This window comes from Streptomyces sp. 3214.6 (assembly GCF_900129855.1).
GTDB lineage: Bacteria > Actinomycetota > Actinomycetes > Streptomycetales > Streptomycetaceae > Streptomyces > Streptomyces soliscabiei.
Map to the genome: position 1 here is coordinate 3,621,426 of NZ_LT670819.1, position 19,273 is coordinate 3,640,698.

The window sequence follows — 19,273 nt, forward strand, 5'->3', positions numbered from 1 at the left end:
AGATCAGCTCGTCGTGCGGGGGAACGTGACCTCCACTCGGCGGTTCTTCTTGCGGCCCTCTTCGGTGGAGTTGTCGGAGATGGGGTACTGCTCGCCGTAGCCGCGGACCTCGAAGGTGATGTTCGGGTTGTTCAGCTGGCCCGCGAGTTGCGCCTGGACGGCGTCCGCCCGCTGCTTCGACAGGACGTCGCCGTGGGCTGAGGAGCCCAGGTTGTCCGTGAAGCCGAAGACGCGGACCACGGTGGTGTTCTGCTTCTTGATCTCGGCGGCGATCGTGGCGATCCTGGCCTGCGCCTCCGGGCCGAGTTTCGAGCTGTCCTTGCCGAAGAGGACCTCGGCCTGGAGGGCGAACGTCACGTCCGCGTTGGTGTCCTCCCGTCGCTCGTCCCCCGCCTCGTCCTCGACGACCTGCTTGATGTCCAGCACCTTGGGCGCGGCGAGGGTGCCGCCCTCCGGGAGCTTGAGGTCGGGGTCGTTGGAGTCGACCTCCACGGGGGCGGACGCGGTGGGTTCGGTGCCCGGAGGGACGCTGGGCTTGGTGTCGTCGGCGTGGGCGGCGGGGGCCATCCCGATGATCACGAGGGTGGCCGTGGCCACCGCCAGAGTGAGACGTGGGGTCATGGCCGTCCTCACCCGGAGATCTTGATGACCCCGCTGGGGAACAGCGGGAGTTGGAAGGTGACGTCGGTCGAGCTGGCGGGGGGCGCGGGGAACTGGAGGAAGACGTCGATGGATTCCCCGGCCTTGAGGGTCGAGAAGCCCGTGGTCGTCAGGGGGCGGCCTTCGGTGTCGCGGAGGACGTAGTAGCGCTTCTTGCTCTTGGAGTCGACGAGGGTGGCTCCGCCGAGGGACCTTCCATTGTTGATGATCTCGGTTTCGTTGCCGCTCAGGGCGGACGGGACCACGACCGAAGTCCCGCTGTCGTTCTTCAGGGCGCCATTGACGGTGACGAAACCGCCGGAGTCACGCACGGCTGAGGAGATCTGCAGTAGGAGCCCGCTCGGCCCCTTCAGCTCGGCCAAGGGCTCGTCGGACTGGCCCTCTTGGGTGTCCGGCTGCGATCCACTGGTTTTGGCCGAAGGCGAACTCTGCGGCTTCTTGTCGTCACCGCCGCCTCCGCCCCCGCACGCGGCCGAGCCGAGGGCCAGCCCGGACACTACGGCCAGCACGACCATCCCCCTGCGGGCTTTCGCCGTGAACCGCATGCTCATCACTCCGCTTCCTTCACCACTTGTCGTTCACGCGTCAGTCGTTGGCCAGGTGGACGTCGAAGAGGTCCTCGGGCTTGGGCAAGTGGGTGAGGTCCGTCGGGTCCAAGTCCCACTCCTCCTCGTCCTCGCCGCAGGTGAGCTTCGGCAACACGTCGGCCGCTGAACCGACCTCCGGCAGATCGAACGTGCACAGGGACTCGATCACGGCTGTGGCGGAGGCGTGCGCCTGCTTGGTGCTCGTAGCCGGGATTACGGAGTCCCCCGCCGACTTGTTCGCCTGAACGGCGACCGTGAAGCGGAGGCCGTCCGGATCGCAGTCGTCCACGCTGGCGTCGTTCTGCGCGGCGAGCTCAGAGGCGCGCCAGCACGGGTCGCCGTCCGCTCCGATGCCGTGGAATATGTCCTGCCATTTCGTCGGGTCTAGAACGTCCTCGACCCACAGTCCTGCCAGTTGGTCCCTGGTTTCCTGCGCCGCCGCCAACGCCGCCGCGTCGGCTGCAGTCTGGGCACCATTGCGGTTCACCGCGGCCTGGCCGACCGCGAAGTACGCGAACGCGAGGAAGAGCAGGCCCGCCACCACCATGATGTAGATGGGGAAGACCTGCCCTGCATCGCCATGCACGCGAAGTCGTGTCAGGGAGCCACCTTGTCGATCTGAGCCGTCAGCTTGTCGACGATCGTCTGCCCCAGGTTCGTGTTCGCGATCAGGACGACGATCGCCACCACCACCGCGATGATGCCGAGGTACTCGACCGCGGTCTGACCCTTGTCGCCGTGGGCGCGGCGGCGTACGGCCCTCGCCGTCGTGTTCGTCCAGCCGCTCACCCGGACCTTTGCCGCGACGGCGGTCTTCAGCAGCAGGTCGCTCATGGCGTTCCCCTCCATCGGTGGCGTGACCGGCAACGTAAGGCCGTGTGTCCACCTCGGAGAAGGGTCTGTGGGCCCAATCCCGGGCCCAGGCGGGAGTGCGGCGGATTCGTAGCCTCACGAAGTCACCGCCGTTCCCAGCCACTTGGCCGCTGCCTCGGAGCGGCTGCTGCTGTGCAGCTTGGCGAAGATGCGGTTGATGTGGTTCTTGACCGTCTTCTCGCTGATGAAGCAGGTGGCGGCGATCTGCTGGTTGTTCATGCCCGACGCGATGAGGTCCATGATCTCCGCCTCCCTCGCGCTCAGTGGGAACCTCTCCCTGCCTATCGACGTCGACTGTCCCATAGATGGTTGCAACTGCGAAAGCGATTTCGCAGAACTCAGGGGAAGTAGGGGTGTTGCGTCCGCTTCGGCGTGTGCAGTCGCATTGTTCTGGATGTGCGCCAGCACTGCTGTCGCCGCCGTCGGGGTGAAGTGGGCGCGGCCCCGCGTGACGTCGCGTACCGCCGACACCAGTTCCTCCACGGTGAACTCGCCGTGGACCAGATAGCCCCCGGCCCCCTCGCGCAGGGCCTGCTGCACGATCTCCGGCTCGTGGCTGTACGTCAGCATCACGACCCGGGCGATCCGCGCCAGGTGAGGAAGGGCCGAGAGGCCGTCGACGCCGGGCATGCGGACGTCCAGGAGGACGACGTCGGGGCGGTGCCGGAGGGCGGACTCGTAGGCCTCGCGGCCGTCGGCCGCCTCCGCGACGACCGTGAGGTCCTCGCGGCCGGAGAGGAGCGCGGTCAGGCCCGCGCGGACGACCGGGTTGTCGTCGGCCACGATGACGCGGACGGGGTCGGGCCGGTGCGGTGGGGGGAAGAGCGGCTGCACGGTGTCGGGGTGGGGCGGTTGGTCCGGCATCAGGCGGCCTCCTCTCGTGGGGCGAGCGCGGCCAGGGGGAGTTCGACGCGGACCTCGGTGCCCCGGGAGTCGGGGCCGTGGCCGATGTGGATACGGGCGCCGACGGAGGCGGCCCGTTCCACCATGCCGACCAGGCCGAAGTGGCCGGTGCGGCGGAGCTGTTCGAGGGTGGTGTCGGGCGGGAGGCCACGGCCGTCGTCGCGGATGGTGAGCGTCAGGAGTCCGCCGGTCACGGCCGCTCGTACGTCGACGCGGGTCGGGGCCGCATGGCGGTGGGCGTTTTCCAGGGCCTCCGCGGCGATGGTGAGGAGCTGGCGGGCCACGGCGGGCGGGACCGGGAGCGTCCCGCCGTCGCCGGTGGGGCGGTGGTACGTGATCGGCAGGCCGGTCCGTTCCGCGAAGTCGTCTGCGGCAGCCGCCAGTTCGGGCAGGAAGTCGGCGCCCGGCGCCGGGTCCGACTCGCGGCGCAGGTCGGTGAGGAGTTCACGGGACTCGGCGGCGGCGCGGCGCGCGGCGCGGGCGACGAGTTCGGCGTGTTGGCGTACCCGGGTCGGGTCCATGCCGGGTGAGCCCGCCGAATGGGCCAGGGCGTCCGCCGCGAGGGCCACGCCGTGCAGCGTCTTGGCCACCGAGTCGTGCATCTCGCGGGCCAGCCGGGCACGTTCGGCGGCGACCGCCTCGGTGACGGCCAGCCGGGCCTTGACGGTGGTCAGGGCCTGGGTCGCCGTGCCGAAGCGGAGCATCAGCTGGCGCAGGGCGGAGCCGACCGCGCCGGTGATGACACAGAAGCCGGGCAGCAGCAGTCTCTCGGCCAGGCCCGCCCCCGACTCCCGTACGAGGGTCGCGTGGACCAGCAGCAGGATCAGCGACTGGAGGGAGGCGAAGCAGGCGGCGCCCCGCCAGCCGTAGACGATGCCGGCGAGGAGCGGGGTGCAGACGCTGACGTAGGCGAGCGTGGTGTCCGGGCCCGCCGAGATCAGCAGCAGCGTGCCGAACAGGGTGTCCACGACCAGCAGGGAAGGGTGACGCAGGAGGAGGGGGCCGAAGCGCTCCCAGTCACGGAAGAGGACGTACGAGCCCATGAAGGTGACGACCACGGCCGCGCCCACCAGGCGGACGCTCATGCCGGGGGCCGCGTTGAGGAGGGCGGCGGGGGCGGCGACGGCGATCATGGCCAGACGGAAGGCGAAGACCTGGCGGCACATCGCTTGAAGCGCGTTGACCTGGAGGGGGATGGAGGCCTCGCCCGCAGTCGCCTGGCCCTCGGCTGCCCGGCCCATGGCTCCCTGGACCTCCGTTGCCCGGCCCGCGGCCCCCGGCCCCTCGGCCGCCCGGCCTGTAGCTCCCTGGTCCTCCGCTGCCCGGGCCGTGGCTGCGCCTCCCCCGGCTGCCCGACCGCCGATTGCCCAGCCGCCGGTCTCACTGCCCCCGGTCTCACTGCCCCCGGTCTCACTGCCGCGACTACCGCGGCTGCGGCGGCGCCACTGTCTCGTGCGCGTCTCCATGGTGACCGTCATGACCGTCCGCCCTAGTCGCCCGTGATCGAGCTGAAGTCCGTGCCGGAGCCGAGCAGCATGCCGGCGCCGAGGAGGAGCATCGTCGCCGGGACCATGAACGTCGTGATCATCAGCGTGGCCTTGGGGACGGCGCGGGCCGCCTTGCGGCGGGCGTTCTGCGCGTCCGTGCGGCGCATGTCCTTGGCGATCGAGACGAGCGTGTCGACGATCGGCGCGCCGAGCTCCTCGCCCTGCTGGAGCGCGGTGACGAACATGGCGACCTGCTCGGAGTCGTTGCGCCGGCGCAGTTCCTGGAAGGCCTCGCGGCGGCTCACGCCGAGGTCCATCTGTCGGAGGGTGATGCGGATCTCGTCCGCCCACGGGCCCTCGTAGCGGGACGCCACCCGGTCGAGGGCCTGGCGGAAGCCGAGGCCCGCGCTCACCACCACGGCGAGGACGTCGAGGAAGTCCGGCAGGGTCCGCTCGATGGCGTCCTTGCGGATGCGGATCGCGGACCAGATGCCGACCTCGGACCAGAACAGGCCGAAGGCGAGCATGAGGAGCGCGACGAAGAAGCTGCCCTGGAGCAGGGCGGCGAAGGCACCGAGGGCGCCGATCGCGCCGTAGACCGCGCGCCGGGCCGCGTAGCGGTCGATGGTCAGGCCGCCCGGATTGCCCGCGAGGTCGATCCTGCGGCGGTAACGGGTGACCTGTTTGGGGCCCATCAGCCGCAGCACGGCGGGTGCGTACCGCATGCCGAGGCGGTCGATGAGCGAGCCCACGGCGCTGGTGCGGGTCGCACCGACCTCCAGGGCCAGCGCGAGGTCGCTGGGCAGCTTCACCTCGGCCCGGTACATGCGGATGCCGGCGAACATGCCCCAGACGCTGAGCCCCACGGCGAGTGCGAGCAGCAGTTCCATCCCTGGTTCCCCTCTCCCTCTCCCTCTCCCTGCTCAGACGTCGATGCGGGACATACGGCGGATGAGGACGAAGCCGACGGCGTAGAGGCTGAACGCGATGATCACGCAGGCCTGGCCGACGGGCGACCCGGTCATGCGGTCCAGCGTGCCGTCCTCGACGCTGTTCATGAGGAACAACGCCCCGACCCCCAGCACCGGCACGGCGTAGGAGGTCATGTTCACCTGCGACAGCTGGGTGCGCACCTCCCGCCGGGTCTCCTTGCGTTCCTCCAGCGTCTCCGTCAGGTTGCGCAGCGCGCCGACGACCTGGCCGCCGGCGCGGTTGGACAGGACCAGGGTGGTGACGAGGACGACGAGTTCTCGGGAGGGCAGGCGGTCGGCGAGTTCGCCCAGGGCGTCGTCCATGGAGTGGCCGACCGCCAACTGATTGGCCACCTTGGCCAGTTCCTCGCCGGCCGGGGCCTCCAGCTCCTCCGCCGCCATGCCGATGGCGGTGCGCAGCGCCAGGCCCGCGTGGGTGGCGTTGGCCAGGATGCGGGCCAGTTCGGGGAGTTGGTTGATGAACCTTTCGATGCGTTTCTGGCGCTGCCAGTTGAGGAACTGCCAGGCCGCCCAGACGCCCAGGAGGCCGGCGATCGGGCCGAAGAAGGGGGCCAGGGTGGCCTGCCCGACCAGCCACAGGCCGGCCACCGTCGCCAGCATGTAGACGAAGAACTCACCGGGGGTCATGTCCAGTCCGGTCGCCGCCAGTTTCAGCTCCAGCTTGCGGCCCGTGGTCGTGCGGCGCAGCCTGCGGTCCAGGGTGCGGAAGCGGCGCCGGCGGGCGGTGCCGGTGAGCTGGCCGGTGGCGGAGAGGCGTTCCACCAGTTCCGCCCGCTGGGCCCGGCCCTTGGCGTAGATGTGCACGCCGATGACGGCCAGGACGCAGGTCAGCAGGGCCACGCCGGTGGTGAGGGTGGTGAGGGTGGTGAGGTCCATCAGCGTTACCGGGCTTCCCTTGTGGTCAGTTCGAGTGCGTCCCGTGCGACCCCGAACGCCTGCGGTATCGGCTGGCTCGCCATGTAGAGCCGGTCGGCGGTACGGCGGGGCAGCGGGAAGTACTCGAAGGCGCCGTGGATCCGACCGTCGGCGGTCATCGGCTGGGCGTTGAAGCGGGCGATCGTCGCCAGCCGGTACGGCTCGCCGCCGTGGCTGTCGAGCAGGGCGATCTCGGTGATCCGGCGGGCGCCGTCGGCGAACCGGGTGAGCTGGACGACGACGTCAACCGCACTGTTGATCTGGTCGTGCAGGGCGACGAAGGGGATCTCGACGTCCGACATCGAGGCGAGGGTCTGCAGACGCATCAGGGCGTCCTCGGCGCTGTTGGCGTGGACCGTGGCCAGGGAGCCGTCGTGGCCCGTCGACATCGCCTGGAGCATGTCGAGCGACTCGCCGCCACGGACCTCGCCGACCACGATCCGGTCCGGGCGCATCCGGAGGGAGTTGCGGACCAGGTCGCGGATGGTGATGCGGCCGTTGCCCTCGACGTTCGGGGGCCGGGACTCCAGGCGGATCACGTGCGACTGCTGGAGCTGGAGTTCCGCGGAGTCCTCGATGGTGATGATGCGTTCGCCGTCCGGGATCAGACCGGAGAGCGCGTTGAGGAGCGTCGTCTTCCCGGTGCCCGTGGCGCCCGAGACGATCACGTTGAACTTCGCCTGCACCAGGCCCGCCAGCAGGTACAGCATCTGCTCGTCCAGCGAGCCGAAGCCCATCAGCTCGTGCAGGGTGAAGGAGCGTGGGAAGCGGCGGATGGTGAGGGTGGGGCCGGTGAGGGACAGCGGCGGGATGATCACGTTGACGCGTTCGCCGGAGGGGAGGCGGGCGTCGACCATCGGGTTCGTCTCGTCGACACGGCGGTTGACCGTCGAGACGATGCGTTCGATGGTCTGCATCAGCTGGTCGTTCGACGCGAAGCGGAGCGGGAGTTGTTCCACCCGGCCGCCCCGCTCGACGAAGATCGCGTCGGGGCCGTTCACCATGATCTCGGTGATCGACGCGTCTTCGAGCAGCGGCTCCAGGATGCCGAGGCCCAGCGCCTCGTCGACGACCCGGCGGATCAGCTGCGAGCGCTCCACCGTCGACAGCACCGGGCCCTCGCGGCTGATGATGTGCCCGAGCACGCGCTCCAGCCGGGCCCGGCGCTCGGCCGCCGCCAGTGAACTCATCTCGGCGAGGTCGATCTCCTCCAGCAGCTTGGTCCGGTAGGAGGAGACCAGATGGCCGTCCTCGCCCCGGCCGCCGTTCTCCTCGGGGGAGGTGATGCGTGCCCGCAGGCTCATGTCGGATGCCCTTCCCTCAGTGGTCGACCGGCATCGTGGCCGTCTTGTGTGCCTCGCCGAAGCTCCCGATGCCCGGGATGACGGACGGGATGGTGACGGTGGAGGTGACCGTGACCTCGTCGTCGCCGAACGCCAGATCGCCGCAGCTCGCCTTCAGCCAACTGCTCACCGCCTGCTGGCAGTCGGCGTTGTAGTTGCCGTCGAGGGACGCGCTGCGCGCCCCGGTCCGGGCCGCCGTGCCCGCCTGCTGGGCGGCGTAGGCGATGAGGCCCAGCTGTACGGCGCCCAACGCGACCAGGAGCAGGAGGGGCAGGAACCCGAGGTACTCCAGGGCCACTTGGCCGCGGTCGCGTGCGCCACGGTCGTGTGCGCCTTTACGGCGAACGCCTGCACCCCTTCCACGTCCGTAGGCCATCTCAGCCGCCGCCCGCTTCGTGGCCGTCGTCTTCCTCGACGGCGCCCGCGTGGCCGTACACCTTGAACGGGAAGTCGATCAGGCCCGGGAAGAGGACGGGGACGTACAGGGTGACGTCGGCCGTCACATAGTCGGTGCCGCCGCAGTCCACCTCGGCGTTCCCCTTCCACGCGTCCCCCAGCTTGGCCAGGCCCGCCTCCTGGCAGACGCCGGTCCGCTCCCCCGGAGGCGCCGCCGTGCCCGCCCGCACCGCCTCGTCGGCAGCATTCCCCGCGAGCGTGAAGGTGTACCCCACCAGGACGAACTGCCACACCACCACCAGCGTCACGATGATCAGCGGTGTCATACCGAGGAACTCGATGGTGACCTGGCCCCGGTCGCCGCCCCGAAGTCTCCTCATGGCGCTCACTCCCTCCGCCGCCGGAACCCGACCGTGCCCCGGTCCCCGCCCCGGGCCCGTCCTCCGCTCCTGCGCACCAGCGCGGCCTCGGGCCCTTTGACCAGTCCCAGCTCGCCGGCGAGCGCCCACAGGGCCTGGCGGACGGCGCCCTTGGCGTCGAGGGTGTCGACGCGGCCGGCGTCCACGGCGGCCTGGAGTTCCTTGAAGTTCGCGGGGACCGTCGTCGTGGCGAGGGCCGTGCCGGTGATCTTCTGGATGAGCGGAGGCTGGATCTCCGTACCGCGGCTGTGCCGGTTGACGACGACGGTCGTCTCCTCGGCCTTGCGGATCTGGAGCCGGTCCCACATGCGGACGGTGCGTTTGGCGCCGCGCACGGCGACCACGTCGGGGGTGGTGACAAGCAGCGCGCGGTCGGCGAGTTCGACGGCCGCCGCGCCCGCGCCGCCGAGCTGCGCGCCGCAGTCGACGACGACGACCTCGTAGCGGGAGCGCAGGGCACCGAGGATCTGGCGGGCGGCGCGGTCGGTGACCTCCTCGCCGCGTTCGCCCTCGCCGGGGGCGAGCAGCAGGGCCACGCCGCTGTCGTGGCGGAAGACGGCCTCGGCGAGGATGCGGGGCGAGATGTCGGCGATGGCGGCGAGGTCGACGACCGAGCGACGGAACTGGACGTCCAGGTAGGAGGCGATGTCGCCGGCCTGGAGGTCGAGGTCGACGAGCGCGGTGGGGCGACCGGACGCCTGGGCGGCGAGGGCGAGTTGGACGGCCGTGAGGGTCGCGCCCACGCCTCCCTTCGCGCCGCTGACGGTGACGACGGTGCCGCCGACGCCGGTGAACACGTCGCCGCCGTGCCCGAGATGGCGTCGTACGCCCACCGACCACTGGGCGACGGCCTGCACGCGGCTGGCGAGGTCCTCGTAGCTCAGCGGCAGGGTGACCAGGCCGCGGGCCCCGGAGTCCATGGCGGCGGCGAACAGGCCGGGGCCCGCGTCGGTGGTGACGAGGATGACGCCGATCGCCGGGAAGCGCAGGGCGACCTCGCGGACCAGCTCCAGCGCCGGTACGGGGCCGATGCGTTCGTGGACGACGACGACCTCGGGCAGCTCGTCGACCGACTCGGCGGCCAGCCGGGCGAGGGTGTCGACGAGCTGCGTGGAGTCGCCGACCGGGGCGACCGGTTCGGCGTCCGGGAGCTGGCTGAGCAGGGTGGTGAGGGAACGGACCGCGTCCGCGTCGCCGACGGCCGGGAGGATCCTCGTGGGCATGGGCGGCGGCCTCTCACTTGTCCGTGGTGAGTTCGTACGTACGGTCCCGTTCGGGGACCGTGGTGTCGCCGCCGGGTGCGACGAGGGCGAGGCGGACGCGCTTGGCGAACGACTCGGCGTAGGTGAGACGCTGGGCGTCGAGGGTGGACAGCGCGAAGGTGATCGGGACCTGGTCGGTGGCCGACCGGCTCCGGTTGCTCTCGTCCGGGTCGAGGGCCTTGATCTGACCGACGTCGAGGACCCGGACGTTGGTCACGATGATCTTCGACTGGTCGGGGTCGGACGCGCGGGGGCCCTCGAAGGTGGCGTACACGTTGACGGTCGACCCCGGGTTGATCTTGCCGGCGACGCCGGTGGCCGCGTCGATCATGATGGCGACCTCCTGCTGCCCCGGCTGCAGGGCGGGCTGGTCGACGATCATGTCGCTCTGCAGCAGCGAGCCCTTCTTCAGCGTCGTCACCGCGATCTTGTGGCGGATGGCGGCGAGGTCGGTCACGGCGTTCTCCGACAGCCAGCGCTCCGGCATCTCTATCTTCTCGAACTGGTCCGCGCTCAGGGCGGTGTAGGGGGCCACGTCGGAGCGCAGCTCGTAGGCGGTGACCTCGGGGCCGACCTTGGACTTCACGTCGTCGATGACGGAGAGGACGCCGGCGAAGGCCGCGAGCGCGCACAACACCGACAGAAGCAGGAGAATCACGCCGCGGCGCTGACGGGAGTTCATGGGCCGTACAACCTCGTTGGGGGTCGGGTCGAGCGGACGGAAGGAGGCCTACAGGTCAAGCAGGTCAAGCAGGTCAGGCAGGTCAGGCAGGTCAGGCTTTCTCAGCCGCCCGCGGTGAGCGCGCGGGCGGGGCGGGCGGTGAGCTCGGAGGCGGGCGGCGGGGTCGCGGAGCAGAAGACGCAGCGGTCGCCGATGACGTCGATGCCGCACCAGTGGCAGACGCCCTGCCGCACCGACGTGACCAGTTGGTAGAGGACCGAAAGGTCGGGCAGATAGCCGCAGAACTCGATCGCCTTGCCGGTGCCCCACCAGTCGGCGGACTCGGCGGGCAGGGCCGTCTCCCGCAGCCCCTGCGCCTTCCAGGCCGGGGCGAGGGTGTCGGTGACCCAGTCGGACTGCAACTGGCCGCGGGCGACGAGCATCCACGTGCCGAACTCGGGTCCGGGGAGTGTCACTTCGGGGCTCGCCTTCACCATCTCCGCCTGCGGATGCGCCAGCACACCGAACTGACTACCCGGAACCCACGACCTGGCATGCGACTTCAGGCCGACGACCGGAACCCGGTCGAGGCGGGCCACGGACCCGAGGAGCGCGCCCGCGTGGAGGTAGTGGGTGAGCAGCCGGCCCGCGGACGCGAGGACGCCGGGGCCGAGGTCGCAGGAGGCGAGCTGACGCAGCTGGCGGGCGAGGACGGCGACGGCGAGCGGGGGCAGTTCGGGACGGAACAGCGCGATGCGGTCGCTCTCCAGGAGGGAGCGGATGGTGTGCAGTCGCTGCTCCACGGCGGGGCGCACGGCCCGCGAGTACACGACGATCACATGCCCGTACTGTTCGAGGAGGGTCTGGACGGCGGCGAGGGCCCCCTCCAGCGGCTGCCGGTCGAGGTCGGCGAGGACGGCGGCGGGCAGGGTGCGCTCGTCCTGGGGCGGCAGCGCCAGGTCCGCTCCGGTCACGGCAATGGCAGTTGGCACGCGCAGCTCCCCGATTCCCGCGGTCCGGCCCACCGGCGTTACTCCGGTGCACCGGGATGACTTCATTGCGTGACTACCTCAGCACTGTATCCACGCCCCTGTGGCCGGAGAACAGCTTTCCGTAACCGGTAGCCAACTGTTCTTTTCGTAAGTCCGGCCAAACCAGGGCAGGTTGCGCACACGAGCCCTCCACAAGCGGACCCCTTGACAACAGAATTGGTCTGGACCAACTTGTTGTCATGTCCCCACACAAAGGCATGACCCCACACAGACGATGGACACGGCTCTGGGCGGGAGCGGCGACCGCCGCCCTGGCCCTCTCCCTGACGGGCGCGGCTCAGGCGTCCGCCGCGGACCTGAACAACGCGAAGAACGCCGGCTTCGAGTCCGGCCTGACCGACTGGACCTGCTCGGCGGGCAGCGGTACGACCGTCCCCTCCCCCGTGCACGGCGGCGCGGCGGCGCTGAAGGCGACCCCGGCCGGTCAGGACAACGCCCAGTGCACCCAGAAGGTGGCCGTGCGCCCCAACTCGACGTACACGCTGAGCGCGTGGGTTCAGGGCGGCTATGCCTACCTGGGCGTGACGGGCACGGGCACGACGGACGTCTCGACCTGGACCCCGGACGCGCCGTCCTGGAAACAACTCTCGACCACCTTCACCACCGGCGCGTCCACGACCTCGGTGACGGTGTACACGCACGGCTGGTACGGCCAGCAGCCCTACTACGCGGACGACGTCTCGGTCTACGGCCCCGACGGCGGCGGTGGCGGCGACCCGGCCCCGACGATCCCGTCCGCACCGGCCGGCCTGACCGTGTCCGGCACGACCTCCTCGTCGGTGTCCCTGTCCTGGTCCGCGGTGTCCAACGCGACGGGCTACAACGTCTACCGGGGCGGTACGAAGGTCACGTCGGTGACCGGCGCCTCGGCGACGCTGACCGGCCTCACGGCGTCGACGTCGTACAGCTTCCAGGTGACGGCGACGAACGCGGCCGGCGAATCCGCGAAGTCGACGGCGGTGACGGGCACGACGACCTCCGGCACCGGGAGCGGGGGCGGCTCCCTGCCCAAGCACGCGGTGACCGGATACTGGCAGAACTTCAACAACGGGGCGCGGGTGCAACGCATTTCGGATGTGTCGTCCCAGTACGACATCATCGCGGTGGCCTTCGCGGACGCGACGACGACCCCGGGCGCGGTCACCTTCAACCTGGACTCGGCCGGCCTGGGCGGCTACACGGTGGACCAGTTCAAGGCGGACATCAAGGCGAAGCAGGCGGCCGGCAAGAAGGTCATCCTGTCGGTGGGCGGCCAGAACGGCACCGTCTCGGTGAGTGACGGGACCTCCTCGACGAACTTCGCGAACTCCGTGTACACCCTGATGCAGACGTACGGCTTCGACGGCGTCGACATCGACCTGGAGAACGGCCTCAACGCGACGTACATGAGCCAGGCGCTGCGAACGCTCTCAGGGAAGGCGGGACCGGGTCTGATCCTGACGATGGCCCCACAGACGATCGACATGCAGTCGACGTCGAATACCTACTTCCGGACCGCGCTGAACGTGAAGGACATCCTCACGGTCGTCAACATGCAGTACTACAACAGCGGTTCGATGCTGGGCTGCGACGGCAAGGTGTACAGCCAGGGCTCCGTGGACTTCCTCACCGCCCTCGCCTGCATCCAACTGGAGGGCGGCCTCTCCCCGTCCCAGGTCGGCCTCGGCCTCCCGGCCTCGACGAGCGGCGCGGGCAGCGGATACGTCTCACCGACGGTGGTCAACAACGCCCTCGACTGCCTCACGAAGGGCACGGCCTGCGGCTCCTTCAAACCGTCGAAGACCTACCCCACCCTCCGAGGCGCGATGACCTGGTCGACGAACTGGGACGCGACGGCGGGCAACGCCTGGTCGTCGGCGGTGGGACCGCACGTGCACGGGTTGCCGTAATTCCGTGGGGGTGGATGGCCTGACACCGCGTTGCGTTCCGTGACCGGACTGGCCCTAAGAGTCGGGCGCATCGACAATGCGGCGGTACTCCGCCTCGGCCCATGCCGACAGGCCGTGGGCGCCGCGCGTCCCGGACAGGGATCGCGCCTGTTCGAGCTGGTCCAGAGCATCCGGCCTGCGCTCGGACGACGCGGCCAGCGCGAGGCCGGCCTGTATGCGCGCGAGTGCTTCGTAGAGCGGCATACGGCAGGTGCGGAACACCTCGGCGGCCTCCTGTGCGAACCGCGCCGCGACCGCGGGGTCCTGCCGGGCGAGGTGGAGCTCGGCGCGGGAGAGCGCGATGAAGGCCCGCTGGTGGTGTGGTCCGTCAGGCCTGGCCGCGCAGGCCGCCCGATCCGTCCAGGTGCCGGCGGCGGCGAGGTCGCCCCTGGCCAGCTCCGCCCTGGTCAGCAGCCCGAACCACAGAGCGCGCGTGGGAGCTTCGAACCTGGGCAGGTCAGGGCCGCCGCCTGCCCGGGTGACCGTGCGGACGCAGCCGTCCGGGTCACCGTTGAAGAGCATGGCCTGGCCGAGAATCCCGAGCGCAACCGATCTGACCCGTCCGGGCTCGCAGTCGTCGGCCGTGTGCAGTGAGGTCACCAGCTTCTCGAAGAGGGAATCGTCCGTGGCGTAGTCCCCTCGCCACAGACGAGTGGCGGCGAGCACACCGGCGGCGAAGGAGGACGCCTCTTCGCTGCCGACCATCGACGCGGCCTCCAGCGCCTCCTCCGCGCATCTGCTCGCTTCGTCCAGGTCTCCGAGGAGCAGGTGGACGTGCGCGGAGGCGGCGAACAGATCGCTGAGCAACAGGCTGTTGCCGGTACGGCGGGACAACTCGAGTCCCTGGTCGAGATGGCGCAGGGCCGAGTCGTGGCGGGCGTGCAGCAGTTCCGTCCAGCCGATCACGGAAAGGGCCTCGATGTACTCCGGCTGTTCGCTCTGCGCTCCGCCGAGGGACTCGAGCAGTCGGGTGAGGTGGGCGTGGGAGCGGGCGTTTTCGCCGGTCGAGGCGTACGCGAGCGCCAGCAGCGCTCGGGCCATGGCGAGCCGCGGGGGGTCTCCCGCTCTCTCCGCCGAGGCAAGTGCCCGTTCGCTCCAGCGGACCGCCGTGGAGAACTCGTCCGTGCGCTGGGCGATGGCGGCGAGCGCCATCTCCAGCTCCGCGACGTCGTGGTCCGACCGGCCGTCCCGGTCCTCCAACTCCCGGAGCAGCAAGCGCATTGCCTGCTGATAGTCGCCGAGCATCCACTCCATCGTGGCCTGGGAGACGACGACCCGGACCCGTATGTCCCCCGCCTGAGGAGGAAGCAGTAAGGCCGTGGCACGCAGCAGGTCACGACTTTCTCGCAGCCGTCCGACCGCGCCGAGCGCGCTGGCCCTCTGGAACCACAGATCCGGCCGGAGGCGGCCCTCGTCGCCCAGCAGCCGGAGGGCCTCCTGTGTCCACTGCGCGGCGGTGGCCGGAGCGATGGTCAGCACGTCGCGGGCAGCCTCCGCCAGCAGCTCCGCGGCCTCCTCGTCACCCGGATGCGCCGATCGCTGGACGTGCGAGGCCTGGGCGGACGACGAGGCCCCGCGCGCCGCCAGGCACCGCGCGGCACGGCCGTGCGCGCTGATCAGCCAGCCGGCGCCCGCTCCTTCGTAGACGGCGGCACGCACGAGCGGATGGCGGAAACCGAACTGGCCCGGGGCTCCCACGGGCCGCACCAGGTCGTGTTCGGTGAGTTCGTCGAGGGCTGCCAGCGTGCGGGCCTGATCGGACCCGGCGACGTCCGCGACCAACGTGACCGAGAAGGAGTCGCCGAGAACCGCGGCCGCTCGCGCGCAGAGCCGCGCCGACTCCGACAGACCCTGTAACTCCGCCAGGAGCGAGTCCCGCACGGGTCGGGGCACGTCTCTCATGGAGGCTGCCGGATCCAACGGGACGGCCACCGCGAGCTGCTCGGAGGGCATCCGGGTCAGCGCTTCCAGGTAGAACGGATTGCCGCCGCTGACGTCATACAGCTGTCGCCAGCGCCCTGGGCCCATGTCGGCTGCGAACAGTCGCGCCGCGTCCGTGAACGAAAGGGGAGTCAGCTCCACGCGGGACACTCGGCTGTCCGCTCCGGCCCGGCTCAGAGCCGCCGACAGACGAGGCGGAATCTGCCGAGGACGGTGGGCAAGCGCGAGCAGCACCCGTGCCTTCGGCGGATGCCGTATCAGGTGGTCGATCAACTCGGCGGTCGCGTCGTCCGCCCAGTGCAGATCGTCCAGGCTGAGTACGAGCCCCTGGCCACCCGCGCCCACGGCTTCCAGCAACGACCGCACTGCCCGGTGCAACCAGTACCGCTCGGCCCGCACCGGCCCCGCCGCCACGCCGTGGTCCCACAAGGCGGGAAAGACGGCGGCCAGTTGACGCACGGCTGCCTTCGGCAGCGCCTCCACAGGGTTCTCGCGCGGGGCCGCGGAAGCGAGGTGGTCGTCCAGCGCGTCCACGAAGGCGCCGTACGGAGCCTGATCGAACTGCACGCTGCGCCCGGTCAGCACCAGCAGCCCACGCCGCCTCGCCCGCTCGCCGAGTTCGGCGAGCAGTCGCGTCTTGCCGATACCCGGTTCCCCGGCGAGCTCCACCACGTGTGCCTGGACGCCGGACTCACCAGTGGTCACGTCCTCAAGGGCGCGGTCGAGCACCGCCACCTCTTCGTCACGTCCCACCAGCCGGCCCAGCGGACCCATTCGGCCGCCCGTCGCGGGACGCGTCTCGACGGCGGCGGGCACCGCTGAGGGGCGGGCGCCTCCCGAACCCTCGTGGCGGTCGGCCCGGCCGGGGCCGGTTTCCTCACCGCGGAGGATCGCCTGATGCAGCCGCTGCACATCGGGTCCCGGCTCAGTGCCGAGTTCCTCGGCCAGCCGCTCCCGTAGGGCGGCGAAACAGGCCAGAGCTTCCGGGCCGCGTCCGCAGATGTGCAGCGCCCTCATCAACGCCGCGGCGAGCGGTTCGACCAGCGGGTGCTCGGCGACCAGATCGGGCAGCCGACCGACCACCGCCGCATGGTTGCCCGCTTCCAGCTCGCAGTGGGCCCAGGCGACCAGCGCGGCGAGGTACTCCTGCTTCCAGCTTTCCCGGGCCCGGACCGCCCAGGGCCCGGGTAGCCCGGCCATGGGTTCTCCCCGCCACAACGCACACGCCTGACGCAGCGCCAACGCGCGCTCCCCGTCCGTGCGGGCAAATCCGCGGGCCTGCTCGACCAGATGCCGGAACCGATGCAAGTCCACCTGGTCGGGGGCCACGTCGAGCAGGTATCCGTCGGCGCGGCGCAGGACACGCGGCGACGCGGTGGGGTCACCGTGCTCGGGAACCGGGGCGCCCGGCTTCACCTCCAGGAGCCGACGGATCCGGGCGATGTGCGCATAGAGCGAGGCGCGGGCCTCGGCAGGCGGATGCTCACCCCACAGCCGGTCGACCAGCGCGTCGATCGGGACCGGCCGGCCGGCATCTGCCAGCAGGAAGGCAAGCACGGCCCGCCGCTGCGGCGGGCCGGGCTCCACGGCTCGGCCGGCCACCCGCAGCTCCAACGGACCCAGCAGTCGAAAATCCGTCATGCCAACCCGTCTGATCGCTTCACTCCCCCACCTCGGGTGCGGATCCATCACAGCAGGCGTGTGCGGGGTGGACAAGCTTTCGACAAGGTCGTCACCAGGTCGGCTCGCCACCATCGACATGAGAACGGGGCCTTGCCTCCGAAAAAACCAAAGGAGAGCACACGCACATGAACATGATCAAGAACGCGAAGAAAAGGATCGCCGTCGGCGCCGCGCTCACCATGGCCACGGCCGGCCTGGTCAGCGTCGGCCTGAGCACTCCGGCCAGTGCCGTCACGTGCAACAAGACGGTCAACGCGAGTGTGTCCGGGGGGCAGGCCAGCTGGGCCACCAGCTGCTCCGGCGGCAATATGCGCATCGCCGGCTGGGTGAAGGACACCAAGGCCGACGGGAAGTGCGCCCAGGTGAAGGCCCTGTACTCGAACGGCACGCAGTGGAGCGCCAAGGCGTGCCCGGCGGACACCAACAACCCGAGCCACATCAGGTACTTCGACTTCAACGGCCCGGGCAGCGACGTGCCGGTCTACCTGTTCACCGTCTGAGACGACCGCGACGTGGGGCCGGACGGAATCCGGCCCCACGATGGACGGGGTGGACGGGAGCCCCAGTGCCTCCGGCGCAGGAGTCACCGCCTGATCTCCGCAGAGATCAAGGGGCGCGCTGACGTGTGGCCCACTCGGCGGAGTCGGCAGGACCTTGGTGATTCGGGTCAGCCGCCTCCGCCGGGTGGGCTCCGGCATGCCTGGATGCGCGGCACGGGCCTTGTGGGCCGCACATACGAGACGGGGGCTGGACGCCGCGCTCGCGCAGATACCCCGCTCCTCCCAAACCAAGATCCTGGTGCGGGTCGACGGCGCCGGTGCCACGCACGGCCGCGTTGAACGCGGCAGCCAGGGGTCCGGTGTCCAGGACCGTGGCGATCACGCCGAGTCGCCGAAGCGCTCGCAGGGGTTCACCCCCCACTGGCGTGCATGAGGAGACGAACGTTCATGACGGACATCACGTGGGAAGACCCGTTCTGCGCCGAGGGATCGGCCTGCTTCCTGCACGATGATCCTCGACATCAAGGCCGGGAAGGCCGATCACCTGCTCTGAGCCGGTGTCGCCCGCCCCTGCCCCTATCCCGCCGGGCGGTAGTAGCCCAGTACCCATGCCAGTTGTGCGAACCAGGCCTGTAGCCGGTCCCTCGGCTTCGCCGTCACCACGCACTCGTAGACCCTGCCGTCCAGGTGGACCACGGCGACCATGAGGGACTTGCCGTTGGGGCTCGGCTTGTAGTGGAGGCTCCGGATTTCGGGCCAGGGGAAGTCGATCGTGATGTCGTACATCTCGAAGGCGACGCCCGATGCGTCGACGACGACCGAGTTGTGCTTGTCGACCGCCAGGAACTCCGGGCCGGGCTGCGGCTGCGGCTGCGGCACGTACTGAGGAGAGCCCGCCTGCGGGGCGTATTGCGGCGGGGGCGGGCCGAAGCCCGGTGGGGTGGTGGGTGGAAAAGGAGGCGGCTGGTCTGTCACAGGCGAAACCTACCCGGCCGCGGCTGTGCGCCCACTTTCGGTCCCCCTGACCCCGCTGAAACATTTCCCCGGACCCACTGCATCAATGAAGTGAGGACGGCACGGCAACCGACGCAGGGGGAACACTCATGAGGCAGGTCCGCGCGGACGAGTACGCCGAGTTCGCGGCGGCGCGTGCCCGGCATCTGTATCGGTCGGCGTGTCTGCTCACCGCGGGGGACACGCACCTCGCCGAGGATCTGGTTCAGGAGACCCTCGGCAGGCTGTACGTCCGCTGGGGACGGGTGTCCCGGGTCGACAACCCGGCCGGGTACGCGCAGACCGTCCTCACCCGCACCTTCCTCGCCCACCAGCGCAGACGCAGCAGCCGCGAGCAGGCCGTGGACGTGTTCCCCGACATGCCCGACGGCAGCGGCAGCGACACTTCGTTGCGACTGACGCTGATGCAGGCCCTCGGGCGGCTGCCGGCCAAGGACCGGGCGGTGGTGGTCCTTCGGTACTGGGAGGACCGCTCGATCGAGGAGACCGCCGACGCGATGAACGCCAGCTCGGCGGCTGTGCGGACGCGGTGCTCGCGCGCGCTCGGACGGTTGCGGGAGCTGCTCGGCGAGGACATGAGCGAGTACGCCCGGCCCTGAGGCCCACCCGGTTTCGTCTCCGGTTTCGTCTCCGGTTTCGTCTTCGACTCCCTCTTCG

19 protein-coding genes are annotated in these 19,273 nt (G+C 70.4%); 3 read left to right on the plus strand and 16 right to left on the minus strand.

Annotated features, from left to right (window positions below):
* Positions 1-3: 3 nt before the first annotated feature.
* The 14 genes from B5557_RS16055 to B5557_RS16120 form a co-directional block, all read right to left on the minus strand.
* Positions 4-621 (minus strand): OmpA family protein, encoded by a 618-nt coding sequence (locus B5557_RS16055; protein WP_079660031.1) that lies wholly within the window; start codon positions 619-621, stop codon positions 4-6.
* 8 nt (positions 622-629) lie between these two features.
* Complete coding sequence (locus B5557_RS16060; protein ID WP_079660033.1) at positions 630-1,211, minus strand: hypothetical protein; 582 nt, start codon at positions 1,209-1,211, stop codon at positions 630-632.
* A 34-nt stretch (positions 1,212-1,245) separates the two neighbouring features.
* Complete coding sequence (locus B5557_RS16065; protein ID WP_231976440.1) at positions 1,246-1,794, minus strand: pilus assembly protein TadG-related protein; 549 nt, start codon at positions 1,792-1,794, stop codon at positions 1,246-1,248.
* Positions 1,795-1,844: 50 nt separating this feature from the next.
* Entirely contained in the window at positions 1,845-2,081 is a 237-nt protein-coding gene (locus B5557_RS16070; protein ID WP_079660034.1) for a Flp family type IVb pilin, read from the minus strand.
* Positions 2,082-2,195: 114 nt separating this feature from the next.
* Complete coding sequence (locus B5557_RS16075) at positions 2,196-2,984, minus strand: response regulator (RefSeq protein WP_079660036.1); 789 nt, start codon at positions 2,982-2,984, stop codon at positions 2,196-2,198.
* On the minus strand, positions 2,984-4,264 hold the full coding sequence (locus B5557_RS16080; protein ID WP_331716838.1) for a sensor histidine kinase: 1,281 nt from the start codon (positions 4,262-4,264) through the stop codon (positions 2,984-2,986). The genes B5557_RS16075 and B5557_RS16080 overlap by 1 nt, the downstream gene beginning before the upstream one ends.
* 248 nt (positions 4,265-4,512) lie before the next feature.
* On the minus strand, positions 4,513-5,400 hold the full coding sequence (locus B5557_RS16085) for a DUF5936 domain-containing protein (protein ID WP_079660038.1): 888 nt from the start codon (positions 5,398-5,400) through the stop codon (positions 4,513-4,515).
* Between the two features lie 33 nt (positions 5,401-5,433).
* A complete protein-coding gene (locus tag B5557_RS16090; RefSeq protein ID WP_079660039.1) occupies positions 5,434-6,378 on the minus strand; it encodes a type II secretion system F family protein in 945 nt (314 codons plus the stop codon).
* Between the two features lie 5 nt (positions 6,379-6,383).
* Complete coding sequence (locus B5557_RS16095) at positions 6,384-7,721, minus strand: CpaF family protein (RefSeq protein WP_079660041.1); 1,338 nt, start codon at positions 7,719-7,721, stop codon at positions 6,384-6,386.
* Between the two features lie 16 nt (positions 7,722-7,737).
* A complete protein-coding gene (locus B5557_RS16100) occupies positions 7,738-8,058 on the minus strand; it encodes a TadE/TadG family type IV pilus assembly protein (protein ID WP_231976364.1) in 321 nt (106 codons plus the stop codon).
* A 79-nt stretch (positions 8,059-8,137) separates the two neighbouring features.
* A complete protein-coding gene (locus tag B5557_RS16105) occupies positions 8,138-8,536 on the minus strand; it encodes a TadE/TadG family type IV pilus assembly protein (RefSeq protein WP_079660044.1) in 399 nt (132 codons plus the stop codon).
* 5 nt (positions 8,537-8,541) lie between these two features.
* Positions 8,542-9,798 carry an AAA family ATPase gene (locus tag B5557_RS16110; protein WP_079660045.1) on the minus strand — a complete coding sequence of 419 codons (1,257 nt, stop codon included), beginning with the start codon at positions 9,796-9,798 and terminating at the stop codon, positions 8,542-8,544.
* A gap of 13 nt (positions 9,799-9,811) precedes the next feature.
* Positions 9,812-10,519, minus strand: coding sequence for a Flp pilus assembly protein CpaB (cpaB, locus tag B5557_RS16115; RefSeq protein ID WP_079660047.1), 708 nt, complete (start codon positions 10,517-10,519; stop codon positions 9,812-9,814).
* A 101-nt stretch (positions 10,520-10,620) separates the two neighbouring features.
* Entirely contained in the window at positions 10,621-11,490 is an 870-nt protein-coding gene (locus B5557_RS16120) for a hypothetical protein (protein WP_173877691.1), read from the minus strand.
* A 257-nt stretch (positions 11,491-11,747) separates the two neighbouring features.
* Here B5557_RS16120 and B5557_RS16125 point away from each other — a divergent pair, with 257 nt between their 5' ends.
* Complete coding sequence (locus B5557_RS16125) at positions 11,748-13,439, plus strand: chitinase (protein WP_099936042.1); 1,692 nt, start codon at positions 11,748-11,750, stop codon at positions 13,437-13,439.
* 54 nt (positions 13,440-13,493) lie between these two features.
* On the opposite strand, the gene B5557_RS16130 is transcribed toward B5557_RS16125, so the two are convergent.
* A complete protein-coding gene (locus B5557_RS16130) occupies positions 13,494-17,060 on the minus strand; it encodes a BTAD domain-containing putative transcriptional regulator (RefSeq protein ID WP_159424388.1) in 3,567 nt (1,188 codons plus the stop codon).
* A 167-nt stretch (positions 17,061-17,227) separates the two neighbouring features.
* On the opposite strand from B5557_RS16130, the gene B5557_RS16135 reads away from it, so the two are divergent.
* Entirely contained in the window at positions 17,228-17,602 is a 375-nt protein-coding gene (locus B5557_RS16135) for a hypothetical protein (protein ID WP_079660054.1), read from the plus strand.
* Between the two features lie 576 nt (positions 17,603-18,178).
* Here B5557_RS16135 and B5557_RS16140 read toward each other — a convergent pair.
* Positions 18,179-18,577, minus strand: a complete 399-nt coding sequence (locus B5557_RS16140; RefSeq protein WP_079660056.1) for a hypothetical protein — start codon at positions 18,575-18,577, stop codon at positions 18,179-18,181.
* A 128-nt stretch (positions 18,578-18,705) separates the two neighbouring features.
* Between B5557_RS16140 and B5557_RS16145 the strand changes: the two genes are divergently transcribed.
* Complete coding sequence (locus B5557_RS16145; protein WP_079660057.1) at positions 18,706-19,215, plus strand: SigE family RNA polymerase sigma factor; 510 nt, start codon at positions 18,706-18,708, stop codon at positions 19,213-19,215.
* Positions 19,216-19,273: the final 58 nt, after the last annotated feature.

What these genes read in the sequence shown, in the direction of transcription:
- B5557_RS16055 (WP_079660031.1), bottom strand. Translation starts at nt 621, where the DNA reads ATGACCCCACGTCTCACTCTGGCGGTGGCCACGGCCACCCTCGTGATC.
- B5557_RS16060 (WP_079660033.1), bottom strand. Translation starts at nt 1,211, where the DNA reads ATGAGCATGCGGTTCACGGCGAAAGCCCGCAGGGGGATGGTCGTGCTG.
- B5557_RS16065 (WP_231976440.1), bottom strand. Translation starts at nt 1,794, where the DNA reads ATGGTGGTGGCGGGCCTGCTCTTCCTCGCGTTCGCGTACTTCGCGGTC.
- B5557_RS16070 (WP_079660034.1), bottom strand. Translation starts at nt 2,081, where the DNA reads ATGAGCGACCTGCTGCTGAAGACCGCCGTCGCGGCAAAGGTCCGGGTG.
- B5557_RS16075 (WP_079660036.1), bottom strand. Translation starts at nt 2,984, where the DNA reads ATGCCGGACCAACCGCCCCACCCCGACACCGTGCAGCCGCTCTTCCCC.
- B5557_RS16080 (WP_331716838.1), bottom strand. Translation starts at nt 4,264, where the DNA reads ATGGGCCGGGCAGCCGAGGGCCAGGCGACTGCGGGCGAGGCCTCCATC.
- B5557_RS16085 (WP_079660038.1), bottom strand. Translation starts at nt 5,400, where the DNA reads ATGGAACTGCTGCTCGCACTCGCCGTGGGGCTCAGCGTCTGGGGCATG.
- B5557_RS16090 (WP_079660039.1), bottom strand. Translation starts at nt 6,378, where the DNA reads ATGGACCTCACCACCCTCACCACCCTCACCACCGGCGTGGCCCTGCTG.
- B5557_RS16095 (WP_079660041.1), bottom strand. Translation starts at nt 7,721, where the DNA reads ATGAGCCTGCGGGCACGCATCACCTCCCCCGAGGAGAACGGCGGCCGG.
- B5557_RS16105 (WP_079660044.1), bottom strand. Translation starts at nt 8,536, where the DNA reads ATGAGGAGACTTCGGGGCGGCGACCGGGGCCAGGTCACCATCGAGTTC.
- B5557_RS16110 (WP_079660045.1), bottom strand. Translation starts at nt 9,798, where the DNA reads ATGCCCACGAGGATCCTCCCGGCCGTCGGCGACGCGGACGCGGTCCGT.
- cpaB (WP_079660047.1), bottom strand. Translation starts at nt 10,519, where the DNA reads ATGAACTCCCGTCAGCGCCGCGGCGTGATTCTCCTGCTTCTGTCGGTG.
- B5557_RS16125 (WP_099936042.1), top strand. Translation starts at nt 11,748, where the DNA reads ATGACCCCACACAGACGATGGACACGGCTCTGGGCGGGAGCGGCGACC.
- B5557_RS16130 (WP_159424388.1), bottom strand. Translation starts at nt 17,060, where the DNA reads ATGACGGATTTTCGACTGCTGGGTCCGTTGGAGCTGCGGGTGGCCGGC.
- B5557_RS16135 (WP_079660054.1), top strand. Translation starts at nt 17,228, where the DNA reads ATGAACATGATCAAGAACGCGAAGAAAAGGATCGCCGTCGGCGCCGCG.
- B5557_RS16145 (WP_079660057.1), top strand. Translation starts at nt 18,706, where the DNA reads ATGAGGCAGGTCCGCGCGGACGAGTACGCCGAGTTCGCGGCGGCGCGT.